The organism is Streptomyces sp. NPDC048349, from assembly GCF_040651925.1.
GTDB lineage: Bacteria > Actinomycetota > Actinomycetes > Streptomycetales > Streptomycetaceae > Streptomyces.
The window spans coordinates 44,585-59,076 of record NZ_JBEZLA010000038.1 but is presented as its reverse complement, the minus strand read 5'-3'; the positions used below and the strand labels follow the sequence as shown (position 1 = coordinate 59,076).

At 71.9% G+C, this 14,492-nt stretch carries 12 protein-coding genes and 1 pseudogene; 1 reads left to right on the top strand and 12 read right to left on the bottom strand.

From position 1 onward, the window contains the following. Window positions 1-33: 33 nt before the first annotated feature. On the top strand, window positions 34-1,032 hold the full coding sequence (locus AB0D44_RS21315; RefSeq protein WP_362593191.1) for a sigma-70 family RNA polymerase sigma factor: 999 nt from the start codon (window positions 34-36) through the stop codon (window positions 1,030-1,032). On the opposite strand, the gene AB0D44_RS21310 is transcribed toward AB0D44_RS21315, so the two are convergent. The 12 genes and pseudogenes from AB0D44_RS21310 to AB0D44_RS21255 form a co-directional block, all read right to left on the bottom strand. Continuing rightward, window positions 928-1,269, bottom strand: a complete 342-nt coding sequence (locus AB0D44_RS21310) for an STAS domain-containing protein (RefSeq protein WP_362593188.1) — start codon at window positions 1,267-1,269, stop codon at window positions 928-930. The two genes, AB0D44_RS21315 and AB0D44_RS21310, sit on opposite strands and share 105 nt — an antisense overlap. Before the next feature lie 118 nt (window positions 1,270-1,387). Further along, the gene (locus tag AB0D44_RS21305) at window positions 1,388-2,665 is read right to left on the bottom strand and encodes a thymidine phosphorylase (protein WP_362593186.1); all 1,278 of its coding nucleotides are present in this window, start codon (window positions 2,663-2,665) and stop codon (window positions 1,388-1,390) included. 90 nt (window positions 2,666-2,755) lie between these two features. Then, window positions 2,756-3,154, bottom strand: coding sequence for a cytidine deaminase (locus AB0D44_RS21300; RefSeq protein WP_362593183.1), 399 nt, complete (start codon window positions 3,152-3,154; stop codon window positions 2,756-2,758). Then, window positions 3,151-4,416, bottom strand: coding sequence for an ABC transporter permease (locus tag AB0D44_RS21295; protein WP_362593180.1), 1,266 nt, complete (start codon window positions 4,414-4,416; stop codon window positions 3,151-3,153). Before AB0D44_RS21295 ends, AB0D44_RS21300 begins: the two co-directional genes overlap by 4 nt. Then, the gene (locus AB0D44_RS21290; RefSeq protein ID WP_362593178.1) at window positions 4,413-5,528 is read right to left on the bottom strand and encodes an ABC transporter permease; all 1,116 of its coding nucleotides are present in this window, start codon (window positions 5,526-5,528) and stop codon (window positions 4,413-4,415) included. The genes AB0D44_RS21295 and AB0D44_RS21290 overlap by 4 nt, the downstream gene beginning before the upstream one ends. Next, window positions 5,525-7,129, bottom strand: a complete 1,605-nt coding sequence (locus AB0D44_RS21285) for an ABC transporter ATP-binding protein (RefSeq protein ID WP_362593256.1) — start codon at window positions 7,127-7,129, stop codon at window positions 5,525-5,527. Before AB0D44_RS21285 ends, AB0D44_RS21290 begins: the two co-directional genes overlap by 4 nt. A 233-nt stretch (window positions 7,130-7,362) precedes the next feature. Continuing rightward, the gene (locus tag AB0D44_RS21280; RefSeq protein ID WP_362593175.1) at window positions 7,363-8,415 is read right to left on the bottom strand and encodes a BMP family ABC transporter substrate-binding protein; all 1,053 of its coding nucleotides are present in this window, start codon (window positions 8,413-8,415) and stop codon (window positions 7,363-7,365) included. 272 nt (window positions 8,416-8,687) lie between these two features. After that, a complete protein-coding gene (locus AB0D44_RS21275) occupies window positions 8,688-9,932 on the bottom strand; it encodes an amidohydrolase (protein WP_362593253.1) in 1,245 nt (414 codons plus the stop codon). 137 nt (window positions 9,933-10,069) lie between these two features. Continuing rightward, window positions 10,070-11,209 carry a hypothetical protein gene (locus AB0D44_RS21270; RefSeq protein WP_362593172.1) on the bottom strand — a complete coding sequence of 380 codons (1,140 nt, stop codon included), beginning with the start codon at window positions 11,207-11,209 and terminating at the stop codon, window positions 10,070-10,072. A 62-nt stretch (window positions 11,210-11,271) separates the two neighbouring features. Then, the gene (locus AB0D44_RS21265; protein WP_362593250.1) at window positions 11,272-12,180 is read right to left on the bottom strand and encodes an N-acetylneuraminate synthase family protein; all 909 of its coding nucleotides are present in this window, start codon (window positions 12,178-12,180) and stop codon (window positions 11,272-11,274) included. A gap of 393 nt (window positions 12,181-12,573) precedes the next feature. Beyond that, window positions 12,574-12,924, bottom strand: a pseudogene (locus AB0D44_RS21260) (NTP transferase domain-containing protein); the annotation flags it as partial. 20 nt (window positions 12,925-12,944) lie between these two features. Beyond that, window positions 12,945-14,414 (bottom strand): DUF6716 putative glycosyltransferase, encoded by a 1,470-nt coding sequence (locus AB0D44_RS21255; protein ID WP_362593169.1) that lies wholly within the window; start codon window positions 14,412-14,414, stop codon window positions 12,945-12,947. Window positions 14,415-14,492: the final 78 nt, after the last annotated feature.

Sequence of the window (14,492 nt, the reverse complement as noted above, 5' to 3'; positions counted from 1 at the left end):
AGGAGTGGACCTACCTGGGGGCGGCGACCGACCATGAGTGACCTCGCGACCACACCGACGGACCTGGACACCGCGCTGGACCGCTACCGGGTCGAGCTGACGGGGTACTGCTACCGGATGCTCGGCTCGTCCTTCGACGCCGAGGACGCGGTACAGGACACGTACATCCGTGCGTGGCGCAGCTTCGAGAAGTTCGAGGGCCGTTCCTCGCTGCGGTCGTGGCTGTACCGGATCGCCACCAACGTCTGCCTGGACCTGCTGAAGGCGGGGAACAAGCGGGCCCGGCCGATGGATCTGACGGCGCCGCAGCACCAGGCCTCCGCCGTGCTCAACGAACGGCCCGAGGTGACCTGGCTGGAGCCGGTCCCCGACGGCCGGGTGCTGCCCCAGACCGCCGACCCGGCGGAGACGGCCCTGGCGAAGGAGTCCGTGCGGCTGGCGTTCGTCGCGGCCCTCCAGCACCTTCCGGCGAAGCAGCGGGCGGTGCTGATCCTGCGTGAAGTACTGGCCTGGAAGGCCGACGAGGTCGCGACGCTGCTGGAGACCACGGTGGCCTCGGTGAACAGCGCGCTGCAGCGGGCGCGGGCCACGCTGGCCTCGCACGGCGTCCGCGACAGCGACGCCGCGGACCCGCTGGACGCGGACCAGGCGAAGCTGCTGGAGCAGTACCTCTCCGCCTTCGAGGCGTACGACATCTCCCGGCTCACCGCGCTGCTGCACGAGGACGCGGTGCTGTCGATGCCGCCGTTCGACCTGTGGCTGCGGGGCCACGAGGACATCGCCGCCTGGCACCTGAACCAGGGCATCGGCTGCAAGGGTTCCCGCCTGGTCCCCACCACGGCGAACGGCATGCCGGCCTTCGGCCAGTACCGGCCGGCGGCCTCCGGGAGGGGCCACACCCCGTGGGCGCTCCAGGTCCTGGAGATCTCAGAGGGCAAGATCATCGGGCTCAACGCCTTCCTGGACACCGCGCGGTGGTTCCCCCTCTTCGGTCTCCCCGAGCAGCTCGACGAGTCCGACGAGGTCCAGTAGGGCCCGGAGCGCGGGGGCGGCTCCGGTGACGGCGAAGTCCCCGCCGTGCGCCCGGGCGGTCAGCCGCAGCCGGGCGAGGGCGTGCACGGCGGCCAGGCTCGGCGCGGTGACGGCGGTGGCGTCGCAGACCACCGCCGTCGCCCCGCCGTCGTACAGCCGCGACAGCCGTGCGCACAGGCGCGCCGTGTCCTGCGCATCGGGTCCGGGTCCGGGCAGCACGAGTCGTCCGATCTCCACGAGGGGATGACTGCGGGCCCTGCCGGAACTCATCGGGCGCCCGGCCCGGCGCGCCCGTGAAAAGACGCCGGCGCGGCTCCGGACGGGGAGCCGCGCCGACGGGACGGGGGGCCTGCGGTCAGGCGATGCGGTCCAGGACGATCGGCGTGGCGGAGAAGGCCGTGCCCGCCGGGGCGACGTCGTACGAGCCCTCCAGGGAGGCCAGGGCGTAGTCGAACTTCTCCGGGGTGTCGGTGTGCAGGGTCATCAGCGGCTGGCCCGCGGTCACCGTGTCGCCCGGCTTCGCGTGGAGCTCGATGCCCGCGCCCGCCTGCACCGGGTCCTCCTTGCGGGCGCGGCCCGCGCCCAGGCGCCAGGCGCCGACGCCCACCGCGTACGCGTCGAGGCGGGTCAGGACGCCCGAGGCCGAGGCGGTGACCACGTGCTGCTCGCGGGCCACGGGCAGGGCCGCGTCCGGGTCGCCGCCCTGGGCCGCGATCATCCGGCGCCAGTGGTCCATCGCGGAGCCGTCGGCCAGGGCCTTCGCCGGGTCGGCGTCCTTGATGCCCGCGGCCTCCAGCATCTCCTTGGCCAGGGCGATGGTCAGCTCGACGACGTCCGCCGGGCCGCCGCCCGCCAGGACCTCGACCGACTCGCGCACCTCCAGCGCGTTTCCGGCCGTCAGGCCGAGCGGGGTGGACATGTCGGTGAGCAGGGCGACCGTCTTGACGCCGGAGTCGGTGCCCAGGCCCACCATGGTCCGCGCCAGCTCGCGCGCGTCCTCGATGTTCTTCATGAAGGCGCCGCTGCCGACCTTGACGTCGAGGACGAGGGAGCCCGTGCCCTCGGCGATCTTCTTCGACATGATCGAGGAGGCGATCAGCGGGATGGCCTCGACCGTGCCCGTCACGTCGCGCAGCGCGTAGAGCTTCTTGTCCGCCGGGGCCAGGCCGTCGCCCGCCGCGCAGATGACCGCGCCCGTGCTGTCCAGGACCTGCATCATCTCCTCGTTGGACAGCAGTGCGCGCCAGCCGGGGATGGACTCCAGCTTGTCGAGGGTGCCGCCGGTGTGGCCGAGCCCGCGGCCGGACAGCTGCGGCACGGCCGCGCCGCACGCGGCGACGAGCGGGGCCAGCGGCAGCGTGATCTTGTCGCCGACGCCGCCGGTGGAGTGCTTGTCGGCGGTGGGGCGGGAGAGCGCGTCGAAGTTCATGCGCTCACCGGAGGCGATCATCGCGGCGGTCCACCGGGCGATCTCGGTCCGGTTCATCCCGTTGAGCAGGATGGCCATCGCCAGCGCCGACATCTGCTCGTCGGCGACGACACCGCGGGTGTACGCGTCGATGACCCAGTCGATCTGCTCGGGGCTCAGCTCACCGCGGTCCCGCTTGGTCCGGATGACGGAGATGACGTCCATGAGGTGCTTCCTTCTACGCGCATAGAGAGAGGGGGTGAGAGGAACCGGACGGCCCTCCGCCCCGCGGGGGGCGAAGGGCCGTCGGCACGGCTATCTCAAGTGGTCGGGCCCGAAGGCCTGCGGCAGCATCTCCGCCAGCGGGAGGATCCCCTTCGGGGTTTCCACCAGCAGTTCCGGTCCGCCGAACTCGAAGAGCAGCTGGCGGCAGCGGCCGCACGGGACGAGGATCTCGCCCCGGCCGTCGACGCAGGTGAAGTGGGTCAGCCGGCCGCCGCCCGTCGCCTGCAGGGAGGACACCAGGCCGCACTCGGCGCACAGGCTGAGCCCGTAGCTCGCGTTCTCGACGTTGCAGCCGGTGACGGTCCTGCCGTCCTCGACGAGTGCGGCGACACCGACCGGGAAGCCCGAGTACGGGGCGTAGGCGCGGGACATGGCGTCCCGGGCGGCCTCGCGCAGGGCCTCCCAGTCGACGGTGGGCGCGCTCGTCACTTGCCCTGGCCCTTGCGGTACGGCATGCCGTCCGCCTTCGGCATGCGCAGCCGCTGCGCCGACAGCGCGAGCACCAGCAGGGTGGTCACGTACGGGGCGGCGTCCACGAACTGGCTGGGCACCGAGTCGGTGAGCACGTACCAGAGGAAGAGCAGGGCCGCGCAGACCGCCGAGATGCCGGCCTGGAGGTACTTCTTCTTGTACAGCTGCCAGGCGCAGACCAGCACCAGCAGGATCGCGATCAGCAGCAGCATCGCGTGGACGTTGGTGGCGCCGCCGCGCAGCTTGAGGCTGTCGATGAAGCCGAACAGGCCGGCGCCCAGCGCCATGCCGCCCGGCATCCAGTTGCCGAAGATCATCGCGGCGAGACCGATGTAGCCGCGACCGCCGGTCTGGCCCTCCTGGTAGATGGGGCTGGCGACCTCGGACAGGTACACGCCGCCGAGGCCGGCCAGGGCGCCCGAGACGACCACGGCGATGTACTTGTACTTGTAGACGTTGACGCCGAGGGACTCCGCCGCGATGGGGTTCTCACCGCAGGAGCGCAGCCGCAGGCCGAAGGTGGTCCGCCACAGCACCCACCAGGTGCCCGGGATCAGCAGCAGGGCGACGATGGTCAGCAGCGACAGCTCGGTGACCAGGCCGCCGATGACGCCGGCGAGGTCCGAGACGAAGAACCAGTGCTTGCCCTGGAGGTCGGACATCCAGTCGGACAACCCCGGCACGGTGATCTTGTAGATCGGCTCGACCTGCGGCGACTGCTTGGAGGAGCCGCCCGGCGCGTCCGCGAAGGTGAAGTTCGACAGGTACTGGGTGAAGCCCAGCGCCAGGATGTTGATGGCCACACCGGAGACGATGTGGTTGACGTTGAACGTGACGGTGATGATCGCGTGCAGCAGGCCGCCGACCGCGCCGCCGGCGATGCCGACGAGCACACCGGTCCACGGGCCCCACTGGTAGCCGGCCCAGGCACCGAACCAGGTGCCGAGGATCATCATGCCCTCGAGGCCGATGTTGACGACGCCCGCACGCTCGGCCCACAGGCCGCCGAGGCCGGCGAGGCCGATCGGGACGGCGAGGGACAGCGCGCCCGAGACCTGGCCCACCGAGGTCAGGTCGTTGGCTCCGCTGATCAGGCGGACCAGCGAGACCAGCGCGAGGCCGCCCGCGATGATCAGCATGATCCAGGGGAGGGTGAGCTTCTTGCGGCCGGCCGACTTCTTCGGGGCGGCAGCCGTCGCGGAGACAGTGCTGGTGCTCACGCCGCGACCTCCTTGTCGGTCTTGAGGGCGTGCCCGGCGGCGAGCTCCTCGCCGACCTTCTGCTGCTGGCGCCGGATGCCGTAGCGGCGGACGAGTTCGTACGAGACGACGACCGCGATCACGATCAGGCCCTTCATGATCGTGCCGATCTCCTTCGCGTAGCCGGCCTGGTCGAGCGAGGCCGAGGCCTTGTCGATGAAGGCCATCAGGAACGCGGCGAAGAGGATGCCGACCGGGCTGTTGCGGCCGAGCAGCGCGATGGTGATGCCGGTGAAGCCGACACCGACCGGGAAGGCCAGGTTGTAGGTGTGCGTCTCGCCCAGCAGCTGCGGCATGCCGGCGAGACCCGCGACCGCGCCGGAGATGAGCATCGAGGTGATGATCATCTTCTTGGCGTCGACGCCGGAGGCCTGGGCGGCGGACTCGCTGGCACCGGTGGCGCGCAGGTCGAAGCCGAAGCGGGTCCGGTTGAGGGCGAACCAGTAGACGATGCCGAGGGCGAAGGCCACGAAGGTGAAGCCGTAGATCTCCAGCCCGTCGCCGAGGGACACGGCCGGGAACCAGCCCGACTCGGCGATGTCGCCGGTCGTCAGGTCGTTGGAGCCCTCCAGCTGCACGCCGAGGTTCTTGGGCAGCATCATCCAGGCGATCAGGCTGGTCGCGATGGCGTTCAGCATGATCGTGGAGACGACCTCGCTGACCCCGCGCTTGGCCTTGAGCACACCGGCGATGCCGGACCAGAAGGCACCGACGAGCATCGCCACGAAGATGATCAGCAGCAGGTGCAGCGGGCCCGGCAGGGCCACGGCCGCACCGACCACGGCGGAGAGCATCGCCGCGAGGCGGTACTGGCCGTCGACGCCGATGTTGAACAGGTTCATCCTGAAGCCGATGGCCACGGCCAGGGCCGCCAGGTAGTACGTGCCGGCCTGGTTCACGATGAGGACCTGGACGTCCTCGTAGGCGGCGTTCTCCACCATGAGGCGCAGCGGCTCGATCGGGTCGATGCCCGTCGCCGCGAGCACGATCACGGTCAGCAGGAAGGCGCTGACCAGGGCGAGCACGGGCCCGGCCAGGCCGAGGAGCAGCCGGTCCTTGTCGAATTTCTTCATCGGGCCTCGTCCTCCGGTGCAGCGGTACCGGGCTCGGTACCGGTGGCGGAGTGGTTGTCGGTTGCTTCCAGGTGCCCGGAGGCGGCGCCCGTCATGGCGGTGCCGAGCTCCTCCGGGGTGACGGTCGCCGGGTCGGCGTCCGCGACCAGGCGGCCGCGGTAGATCACCCGCAGGGTGTCGGACAGGCCGATGAGCTCGTCCAGGTCCGCGGAGATGAGCAGGACGGCCAGGCCCTCGCGGCGGGCCTCCCGGATCGCGTCCCAGATCTGCGCCTGCGCGCCGACGTCCACACCGCGGGTGGGGTGGGCGGCGATGAGGAACTTCGGGTTGTGGCTCATCTCGCGGCCGACGATCAGCTTCTGCTGGTTGCCGCCGGAGAGCGAGGCCGCGGTGACCTCGATGCCGGGCGTGCGGACGTCGTACTCGCGCACGATCCGCTCGGTGTCCTTGCGCGCCGCCTTCGGGTCGAGGATGCCGCGCTTGGAGTTGGGCGCCTCGGTGACGTGGCCGAGGATGCGGTTCTCCCACAGCGGGGACTCGAGCAGCAGGCCGTGCCGGTGCCGGTCCTCGGGGATGTAGCCGATGCCGCCCTCGCGGCGCTTGCGCGTCGCGGCCGTGGAGATGTCGGTGCCGTCCAGCGTGATCGTTCCGCCGTCCGGGATGCTCATGCCCATGAGGGCCTCGATGAGCTCCGTCTGGCCGTTGCCCTCGACGCCGGCGATGCCGAGCACCTCACCCTTGTGGATGGTGAAGTCGATGCCGGCCAGCACCTCGCGCACGATGCCGTCCGGGTCCACCGCGGCCAGCCGCAGGTCTGCGACCTGGAGCATCGGGGTGGTGGTCACCGTGGACTCGCGGGTTTCCGGCGAGGGGAGCTCGGAGCCGACCATCAGCTCGGCGAGCTGCTTGGTGGTGGCCGTCTTCGGGTCGGCGGTGCCGACCGTGGTACCGCGCCGGATGACGGTGATGTCGTCGGCGACCTTCAGCACCTCGCCCAGCTTGTGCGAGATGAAGATGACGGTCAGACCCTCGGCCTTGAGCTCGCGCAGGTTGTCGAAGAGGGCGTCCACCTCCTGCGGCACGAGCACGGCGGTCGGCTCGTCGAGGATGAGGATCTTGGCGCCGCGGTAGAGGACCTTGAGGATCTCCACGCGCTGGCGGTCCGCGACACCCAGGTCCTCGACCAGGGCGTCGGGACGCACCCCGAGGCCGTAGGCGTCCGAGATCTCCTTGATCTTCCTACGGGCCTTGGCACCGATGCCGTACAGCTTCTCGCCGCCGAGAACCACGTTCTCCAGGACGGTGAGGTTGTCGGCGAGCATGAAGTGCTGGTGCACCATGCCGATGCCGCGGGCGATGGCGTCGCCGGGGCTGTGGAAGGAGACCTGCTCCCCGTCGATGGCGATGGTGCCCTCGTCCGGCTTCTGCATGCCGTAGAGGATCTTCATCAGGGTCGACTTGCCGGCGCCGTTCTCGCCGATCAAGGCATGGACCGTGCCCTTGCGGACGGTGATCGCGATGTCCTTGTTGGCGACGACGCCGGGGAAGCGCTTGGTGATGCCGTGCAGTTCTACGGCGGGGGGCGGGCTGGACGCGTTGATGACGCACTCTCCTTGGCGCGGAAGGAGCGGGAGGCAGGGGGACAGGGCGGGGAGTGAAAGTATCGCGTCCACGATGCTTCTACGCGCGTAGCACTGTCGGAAGTGAAAACTTGAGGCCAACTGGCCACAAGCAACACGGGCGTGTGGAATTGACGAACGCGGTTCGGGGCCCGGGAGCGATAGAGACCGCTGCCCGGACCCCGGAGACCAAGAACTACCTGTCGCAGACGGCCTTACGGCGCGGTCTTGACGGTGATCTTCTTGGCGATGATGTCGGCCTTGGCCTTCTCCACCGCGGCGATGACGTCGGCCATCTCCTTGTACTTCGGGTTGGAGTCGGCCAGGCCGACGCCGTCCTTGTCCAGGCCGTAGCGGATCTCACCGGTGGCCGGCTTGCCGTCCTTGACCGACTTGATCAGGTCGAAGACGGAGTCCGAGACGTCCTTGGTGACCGAGGTCAGGATGGAGTCCTTGTACTTCGACAGACCGGCCTGGTTGTACTGGTCGGAGTCGACGCCGATGGCCCACTTGCCCTTGGCCGAGGCGGCCTCGATGGCACCGGAGCCGGCCAGACCGGCGGCGGCGTAGACCACGTCGGCGCCCGCGTCGAGCTGGCCCTGCGCGGCGGCCTTGCCGAGGTCGGGCTTGGCGAAACCGTCGAAGTTCGGCGGCTGGGTCAGGTACTGGGAGAGCACCTTGGCGTTCGGGTTGGTGTCCTTGACGCCCTGGGTGAAGCCCGCCTCGAACTTCTTGATCAGCGGAACCTCGACACCGCCGATGAAGCCGACCGTGCCGGTCTTGGAGACCTTGGCGGCGGCGACGCCGGCCAGGTAGGAGCCCTGCTCCTCGTTGAAGACGAGGTTGGCGATGTTCGGGCCGGTCACCGAGGTGTCGTCGATGATGCCGAACGTGGTGTCCGGGAACTTCGGCGCGACCTTCTTGATGGCCGGGGCGTACGCGAAACCGACGCCGATGACCGGGTTGTTGCCCTTGCGGGCCAGCTCGGTGAGGCGCTGGACCTTGTCGGCCTCGCCCTCGCCGTCGGTGGGCTCCGCCTCGGCGCCCTTGATCTTCAGCTCCGACTCGGCCTTCTGCAGACCGGCGTACGCGGCGTCGTTGAACGACTGGTCGCCGCGGCCACCGATGTCGTACGCGATGGCGGCGCTGGCGTCCTTCGAGTCCGAGGATCCGGTGTCCGACGACTTCTTACCGCCACAGGCGGTGGCCGAGAGGGCCAGCGCAGCGGACGCGAGGCCCACGGTGGCGATCCTGGTGATCCGGCGCAAGGGGAGGCTCCTTCAAAACCTGACCGAAGCGCCACGACCGGCGCTGGTTTCGCCGCGATCGTAACGCGCGTAGATGTCAGTTAAAGGCCCGTTCATGAGTCGTTATCGGATCGTCGCGAACCGGACAGTGACCGATCGGTAACTGCTCACGCGCCCAGCCCTTGTGTACCAAGGGCTGGACACGTCCGACGCGAGACGCGCGGATGGGGTAGCGAGATTTCCGCCGGACGCGCCCGCGGGCCGCTCCCCGGCGGCCCCGCGCCCCCGGCGGCCTACCTGACGGCGCCCGCGCGCCGCCCGTCCAGCAGGGCGGCGGCCGTGAAGAACTCGACGCCGACGGCGATCGCGGATTCGTCCACGTCGAAGTCGCCCCGGTGCAGGTCGTGCTTGGCGGTGTCGCCCGGCCGGCGGACCCCGAGGCGGGCCATGGCGCCCGGGACGTGCTCCAGGTACCAGGAGAAGTCCTCGCCGCCCAGGCTCTGCTCGGTGTCCTCCACCGACCCGGCGCCGCAGCGGACGGTCATCGCCTCGCGCAGCAGCTCGGCGATCACGGGATCGTTGACCACCGGGGGGACCCCGCGGACGTGGTTGATCTCGAACTTCGCCCCGTGCATCGTCGCGACCTCGTCGATCGCCGCGTGGATCATGTCCGGCGCCTCGTGCCAGGCGTTGAGGTCCAGGCACCGCACGGTCCCGGACAGCTCGGCGTGCATGGGGATGACGTTGCAGGCGTGCCCGGCCTCGATCCGGCCCCAGGTGACCGACATGCCCGAGCGCGCGTCCATCCGGCGGGCCAGCAGCGCCGGGACGTCGACGGCCACCCGGGCGGCGGCCGTCACCAGGTCGGTGGTGAGGTGCGGGCGCGCGGTGTGCCCGCCGGAGCCGGAGAGGCTGACCTCCAGCCGGTCGCACGCGGAGGTGATGGGGCCGGGCCGCAGCCCGATCCGCCCGGCGTCGACCCGCGGGTCGCAGTGCACGGCGATCATCTTCCCCACGCCGTCCAGGACCCCGGACTCGATGGCCTCGGTCGCCCCGCCCGGGAGCACCTCCTCGGCCGGCTGGAACAGCAGGCGCACGGGGCGGGGCAGCAGGCCCTGGCGGTCGAGTTCGGCGAGGACCAGTCCGGCGCCGAGGACGATCGCGGTGTGCACGTCGTGGCCGCAGGCGTGGGCGCGGTCCGGGAAGGTCGAACGGTACGAGACGTGCGTCTTGGCATCCGGAATGGGAAGGGCGTCGATGTCCGCGCGCAGGGCCAGCATCGGCCGCATGCCGTCCCAGGTACCCACGTCACAGATCAGGCCGGTTCCGGAGTTCAGCACCCGTGGGCGCAGGCCGGCTTGTTCGAGCCGGGCCTTGATCGCCGCCGTGGTGCGGAATTCCTGGTGCCCGAGTTCCGGGTGCATGTGCAAGTCCCGGCGGAAGGCGATCAGTTCGGCACGCAGGTGATCCGGAAGCTTGCCGGGCAGCTCGGGCCGCTCGGACACGGCGGGCTGGGCGGTCTGGGACTCGCGGGACATCAACTGGTTCACCTGTTGAAGGGTAGGCGCACCAATGGCCCAACTGGCTGAGGATCACGAAAAGTTCATGCCGTTAGGGGAAAGAATCCCGGCCTCTGGACGCATGACCGGATGCACGCGGGGGTACACTCGCCCGCTCATCCGGCCGCGGGAGCCGCCTGAGCGGGCAGTCTGCGCACACCGCTGGCGCTGTCGCTGACCCCCGCGAGGAAGCCGCGGGCGCGCGGCGAGGCGGACCCGGTGAGCCAATCCGGGTCGATATCGCATACGGCGACGGTCACACCGGTGCCGGTCAGCGCGTACGGCAGGGTGTGGACGACCGTGGACGGAAAGCTGACGATGGTCCGGCCGACCGGACCGCGCCGCGCGACGAGCTCCAGCGGCAGGTCCGGGCGCACGACCTCCAGCCCGGTCGCCGCGCTCAGCGCGCGCAGTTTCCCCGGGGCCTCCCTGCGGTGCGCGAAGTAGCGGGTGGCGCCGTGCACGCGGGTCAGGGTGCGTACCGCGTCCAGGTAGCAGGCAGGGTCCACGACGCCCGTCTCCACGAGCGAGGTGCCGACCAGGTCGGTGCCCTTGGTCAGGCGCGGCGGGCCGAAGCGGGCCCGGGTCCAGGCGAGGGCGTTGGTCCGGAGCGTCATCGCGCCGTGGGCGGTGACGGGCATCGAGCTGAAGACCTCGACGCGCCGGTCGCCGCCCTCGGCGGGGGTGAAGCGGCGCCGGGCGGTCGCCGAGACCGGGGCGTACGCCAGTTCGCGCGCCCGGCCGGCCGGCCCGCCGCCGCCGACGCGGTGCCAGCGGACCAGGCGCTCGCCGCGGGCCGTCTGGGCGATGAACTCCATGGTGGCCGTGCCGTCGTCGACCACCACGAGCCGCTCGGCCCGCACCAGGGTGAGCAGCAGCTGGACGTAGCGGGAGAAGGGGTCGCCGACGACGACCGTGCGCGCCGCGCGCACGTCGCCCGCCAGGGCGGCGAGCGCCTTCAGCGGTGCGAGCCGGCCCCCGCGGGCCTCCTGCCAGCAGACCTCGTGCCCCTCGTCACGCGCGAGCGCCGCCATCCGGCGCAGCTGGCCGCGGGACATGGGGTCGGTGGGGGGCAGGACGACGATCCGGATCCGCGGTGCCGGCGCCGTTCCCGGGCCGCCCGTACCGCGCGGGGGCTGCGGCGGGACGCCGTCGAGCAGCGGGACGGGCCCACCGGGGGCGTACGCCCACTCCAGCACGTTCAGGAGCTGGACCGGGCTCTCGACGAACGCGAGGGTGAGGGCTGGAGCGGGCATCACGTACTCCTCGGCTGGGGACGGATCTCGTACGCGGCGGCGGACCGGGGACCGGACCGGGTTCAGACGGCGGCGAGCTCGCCCTGCACCCGGCGGAGCTTCTTCATGGGGCCGAGCTCCGAGTCGTAGACCCGCTTGACGCCGTCGCCGAGGGCGGTCTCGATGGTGCGGATGTCGCGGACCAGGCGGGCCAGGCCGCCGGGCTCGACGGAGGCGGCCTGGTCGGAGCCCCACATGGCGCGGTCGAGAGTGATGTGCCGCTCGACGAAGGCGGCGCCGAGGGCGACGGCGGCCAGGGTGGTCTGCAGGCCCGTCTCGTGGCCGGAGTAGCCGATCGGGACGTTGGGGTACTCCTCCTGGAGGGTGTGGATGACCCGCAGGTTGAGCTCCTCGGCCTTGGCCGGGTACGTCGAAGTGGCGTGGCACAGAAGGATGTTGTCGCTGCCGAGCACCTCCACCGCGTGGCGGATCTGCTTCGGGGTGGACATGCCGGTGGAGAGGACGACCGTGCGGCCGGTGGCGCGCAGGGCGCGCAGCAGCTCGTCGTCGGTCAGCGAGGCGGAGGCCACCTTGTGGGCGGGGAGGTCGAACTTCTCCAGGAAGGCGACGGCCTCGGTGTCCCACGGGGAGGCGAACCAGTCGATGCCGCGGGTGGCGCAGTGCTCGTCAATGGCGCGGTACTCGTCCTCGCCGAACTCCACCTTGTGGCGGTAGTCGATGTAGGTCATCCGGCCCCAGGGGGTGTCGCGCTCGATGTCCCACTGGTCGCGCGGGGTGCAGATCTCGGGGGTGCGCTTCTGGAACTTCACTGCGTCGCAGCCGGCGTCGGCGGCGGCGTCGATCAGGGCGAGAGCGTGGGCGAGGTCGCCGTTGTGGTTGATGCCGATCTCACCGACCACGTACACGGGCCGGCCGGGGCCCGCGGTGCGCGGTCCGAAGGTGCGCAGGCGGCTGTCGGGGGAGGCGGTCATGGCAGGGGACGTCCTTCGGTGCGGGGGTGCGAGAGCGGGGGTGGCGGGTGGCGCGTGGGGTGTGGGCTGCGGGCCGGGTCGTACGTCGAGCAGCGGGGCGAGCAGCCGGGCGCGCTCGAGGTCGTGCGGGTCGTCGATCTCCAGGACCCGCGCGGGGTCGGTGGCGACGGGGAGGGTGCGCCCGAAGAAGCGGTGGCGGGCGGTGCGGAAGCCGGCGGCGTCCATGGCGTAGGCGGCGCCCGTCTCCAGCAGGTCCTGGGGCCGGTCCTGGCGCCGGGGGCGGTACGCCGTGTCGTGGTTGACCCCGGTGCCGGAGCCGTCGGGGCCCTCCCGCCACAGGAAGCCGTGGAAGGGGGCCACCGTCAGGGCGGAGTCGGCGGCCCCGGAGGCGACGGCCGCGGCGACGGACTCGACGTCGGAGGCGGCCAGGAAGGGGCTGGTGCACTGGACGAGGAGGACCACGTCCACGCCGACGCGGTGCAGTTCCTCGAAGGCGGTGAGGGCGTGCAGCAGGGCGGCCTCGCTGCTCGCGGTGTCGCCGGAGATCGCGCGGGGACGGGTGACGACGCCGGCGCCCGCGACACGGGCGGCGGCGGCGATCGCCGCGGAATCGGTGGAGACCACGACGTCGGTGACGGTCGGCGCGGCGAGGCAGGCCCGGACGGCGCGGGCGACGAGCGGGGTTCCGGCGACCTCGGCGAGGTTCTTGCCGGGGACCCCCTTGGAGCCGCCGCGCGCGGGCACGACGGCGAGGACGCGGGGGCTCACAGCTCCCCCATCCGGCGGATCACGGGGGCCACGCGCTGCACTCCGTGCCGGTAGGCACCGCGGGCGGCCTCGCGCAGGTGGGCGCGGAGCCTGCGGCGCAGCCGCGACTGCCCCGCCGTCCCGCGCACCGCGCCGGGCAGCGGGGTCCCGTCGGGCGCCAGGTGCTGGCGGGCGAGGATGCCTGGCAGGTACCGGGGGGCGGTGGTGAGCGTGTAGTACGGGTCGGGCGACGGCAGGACGGGCTCGGCCAGCAGCGCGGCGACCTTCGCCCGGGCCCCGGCGTAGGCATCCCCGCCCCCGGCGTGGGCATCCCCGCCCGAGGCGTGGGCATCCCCGCCCCCGGCGTAGGCATCCCCGCCCCCGGCGTCGGTCGCGGACCCGGCGGGGACGCGGCCGCCGGCCGGTGCGGGTGCGGCGTCCTGCGCAGCCGGAGGGGGCGGTGTGGCGTCCGGCGCCGCCGGGGCCGGCAGGACGCCCTGGGCCGCCAGCCATTCCCGGTCGGCCTGCGGCAGCAGCCCCGCGTCGAGCTGGTCCCACGAGGCCAGGCAGCCCGAGCCGAGGAAGTGGTGGTTGCCGAGCGCTTCGCGGATGCCGAGGTCGGTGAGGACGGCCGTCGGGATGGAACGGTGCAGGGACTCCAGGGCGGCGGTGGAGGAGACGGTGACCAGGAGGTCGGTGCCGTCCAGGACCTCGCCCATGTTCCCGTACACCAGCCGGCAGTTGGGCGGGAGCCCGCCGGGGAGCTTGGCGGCGAGCCGCTGGTACGGCTGCTCCTCCAGGTGCGTGGTGTGCTCGCCGGGGCGGCTGCGCAGTTTGACCAGCACCTCGCGGTCCGGGTGCAGCCGCGCGTGGCCCGCCGCCCGCTCCAGCAGGTACACGCGGTCGGCGCGGCTGTCGGGCACGGAGGGCTGGACGGCGAAGACCACCGTGCGGGTCCGCAGTCCGGCCGGCTCGTACGGCGCCCCGCCGAGGAAGGGCAGCGCGGTCTCGGTGACCGCTCCCGGGTCCGCGCCGACCCCCTCGTACACGGCGCGGAACCGCTCCGCGTCGTGGCGGGAGTTGGCCAGGACGAGGTCGGCGCCGTGCCGCAGCAGCAGCCCGTCGGCGAGCTTCTCGTACACGACGCCCACGTACCCGGTGACCAGGACGGGCCGGCCCGACGGCTCGGGCCACAGGGCGCGGGCCCCGTGCAGGACGGCCTGGACGGCCCCGCCGACGAGGGCGAGGACGACCACGTCATAGCGCTCCCGCCCGATCTCGGCGAGGAAGTGCGCGCAGGTCACCTCGGCCGGCCGGTCACCCCGGACGCCCACCTCGCCGAGCTGGCGCGCGGTGGGTGTGGCGCGTCCGCGCAGCAGGAATCCGGCGAGCTGGTGGTCGGGCACGAGACGGCGGGCGGTGAGGGCACCCCATTTCCATCGCGTGTCGGAATCGGCGATAACGGCGACGCGTTTGCGTTCTGGCACGCGGCAGAAGCTATTGCGCAATTTCGGTGATCGGCCCAACGAGCGCACAACAGCGGGTTAACAACGCACCGACGGAAC

Coding starts and splice junctions, on each gene's coding strand:
- AB0D44_RS21315 (WP_362593191.1), top strand. CDS start 34: ATGAGTGACCTCGCGACCACACCGACGGACCTGGACACCGCGCTGGAC.
- AB0D44_RS21270 (WP_362593172.1), bottom strand. CDS start 11,209: ATGCCCGCTCCAGCCCTCACCCTCGCGTTCGTCGAGAGCCCGGTCCAG.
- AB0D44_RS21305 (WP_362593186.1), bottom strand. CDS start 2,665: ATGGACGTCATCTCCGTCATCCGGACCAAGCGGGACCGCGGTGAGCTG.
- AB0D44_RS21265 (WP_362593250.1), bottom strand. CDS start 12,180: ATGACCGCCTCCCCCGACAGCCGCCTGCGCACCTTCGGACCGCGCACC.
- AB0D44_RS21290 (WP_362593178.1), bottom strand. CDS start 5,528: ATGAAGAAATTCGACAAGGACCGGCTGCTCCTCGGCCTGGCCGGGCCC.
- AB0D44_RS21275 (WP_362593253.1), bottom strand. CDS start 9,932: ATGTCCCGCGAGTCCCAGACCGCCCAGCCCGCCGTGTCCGAGCGGCCC.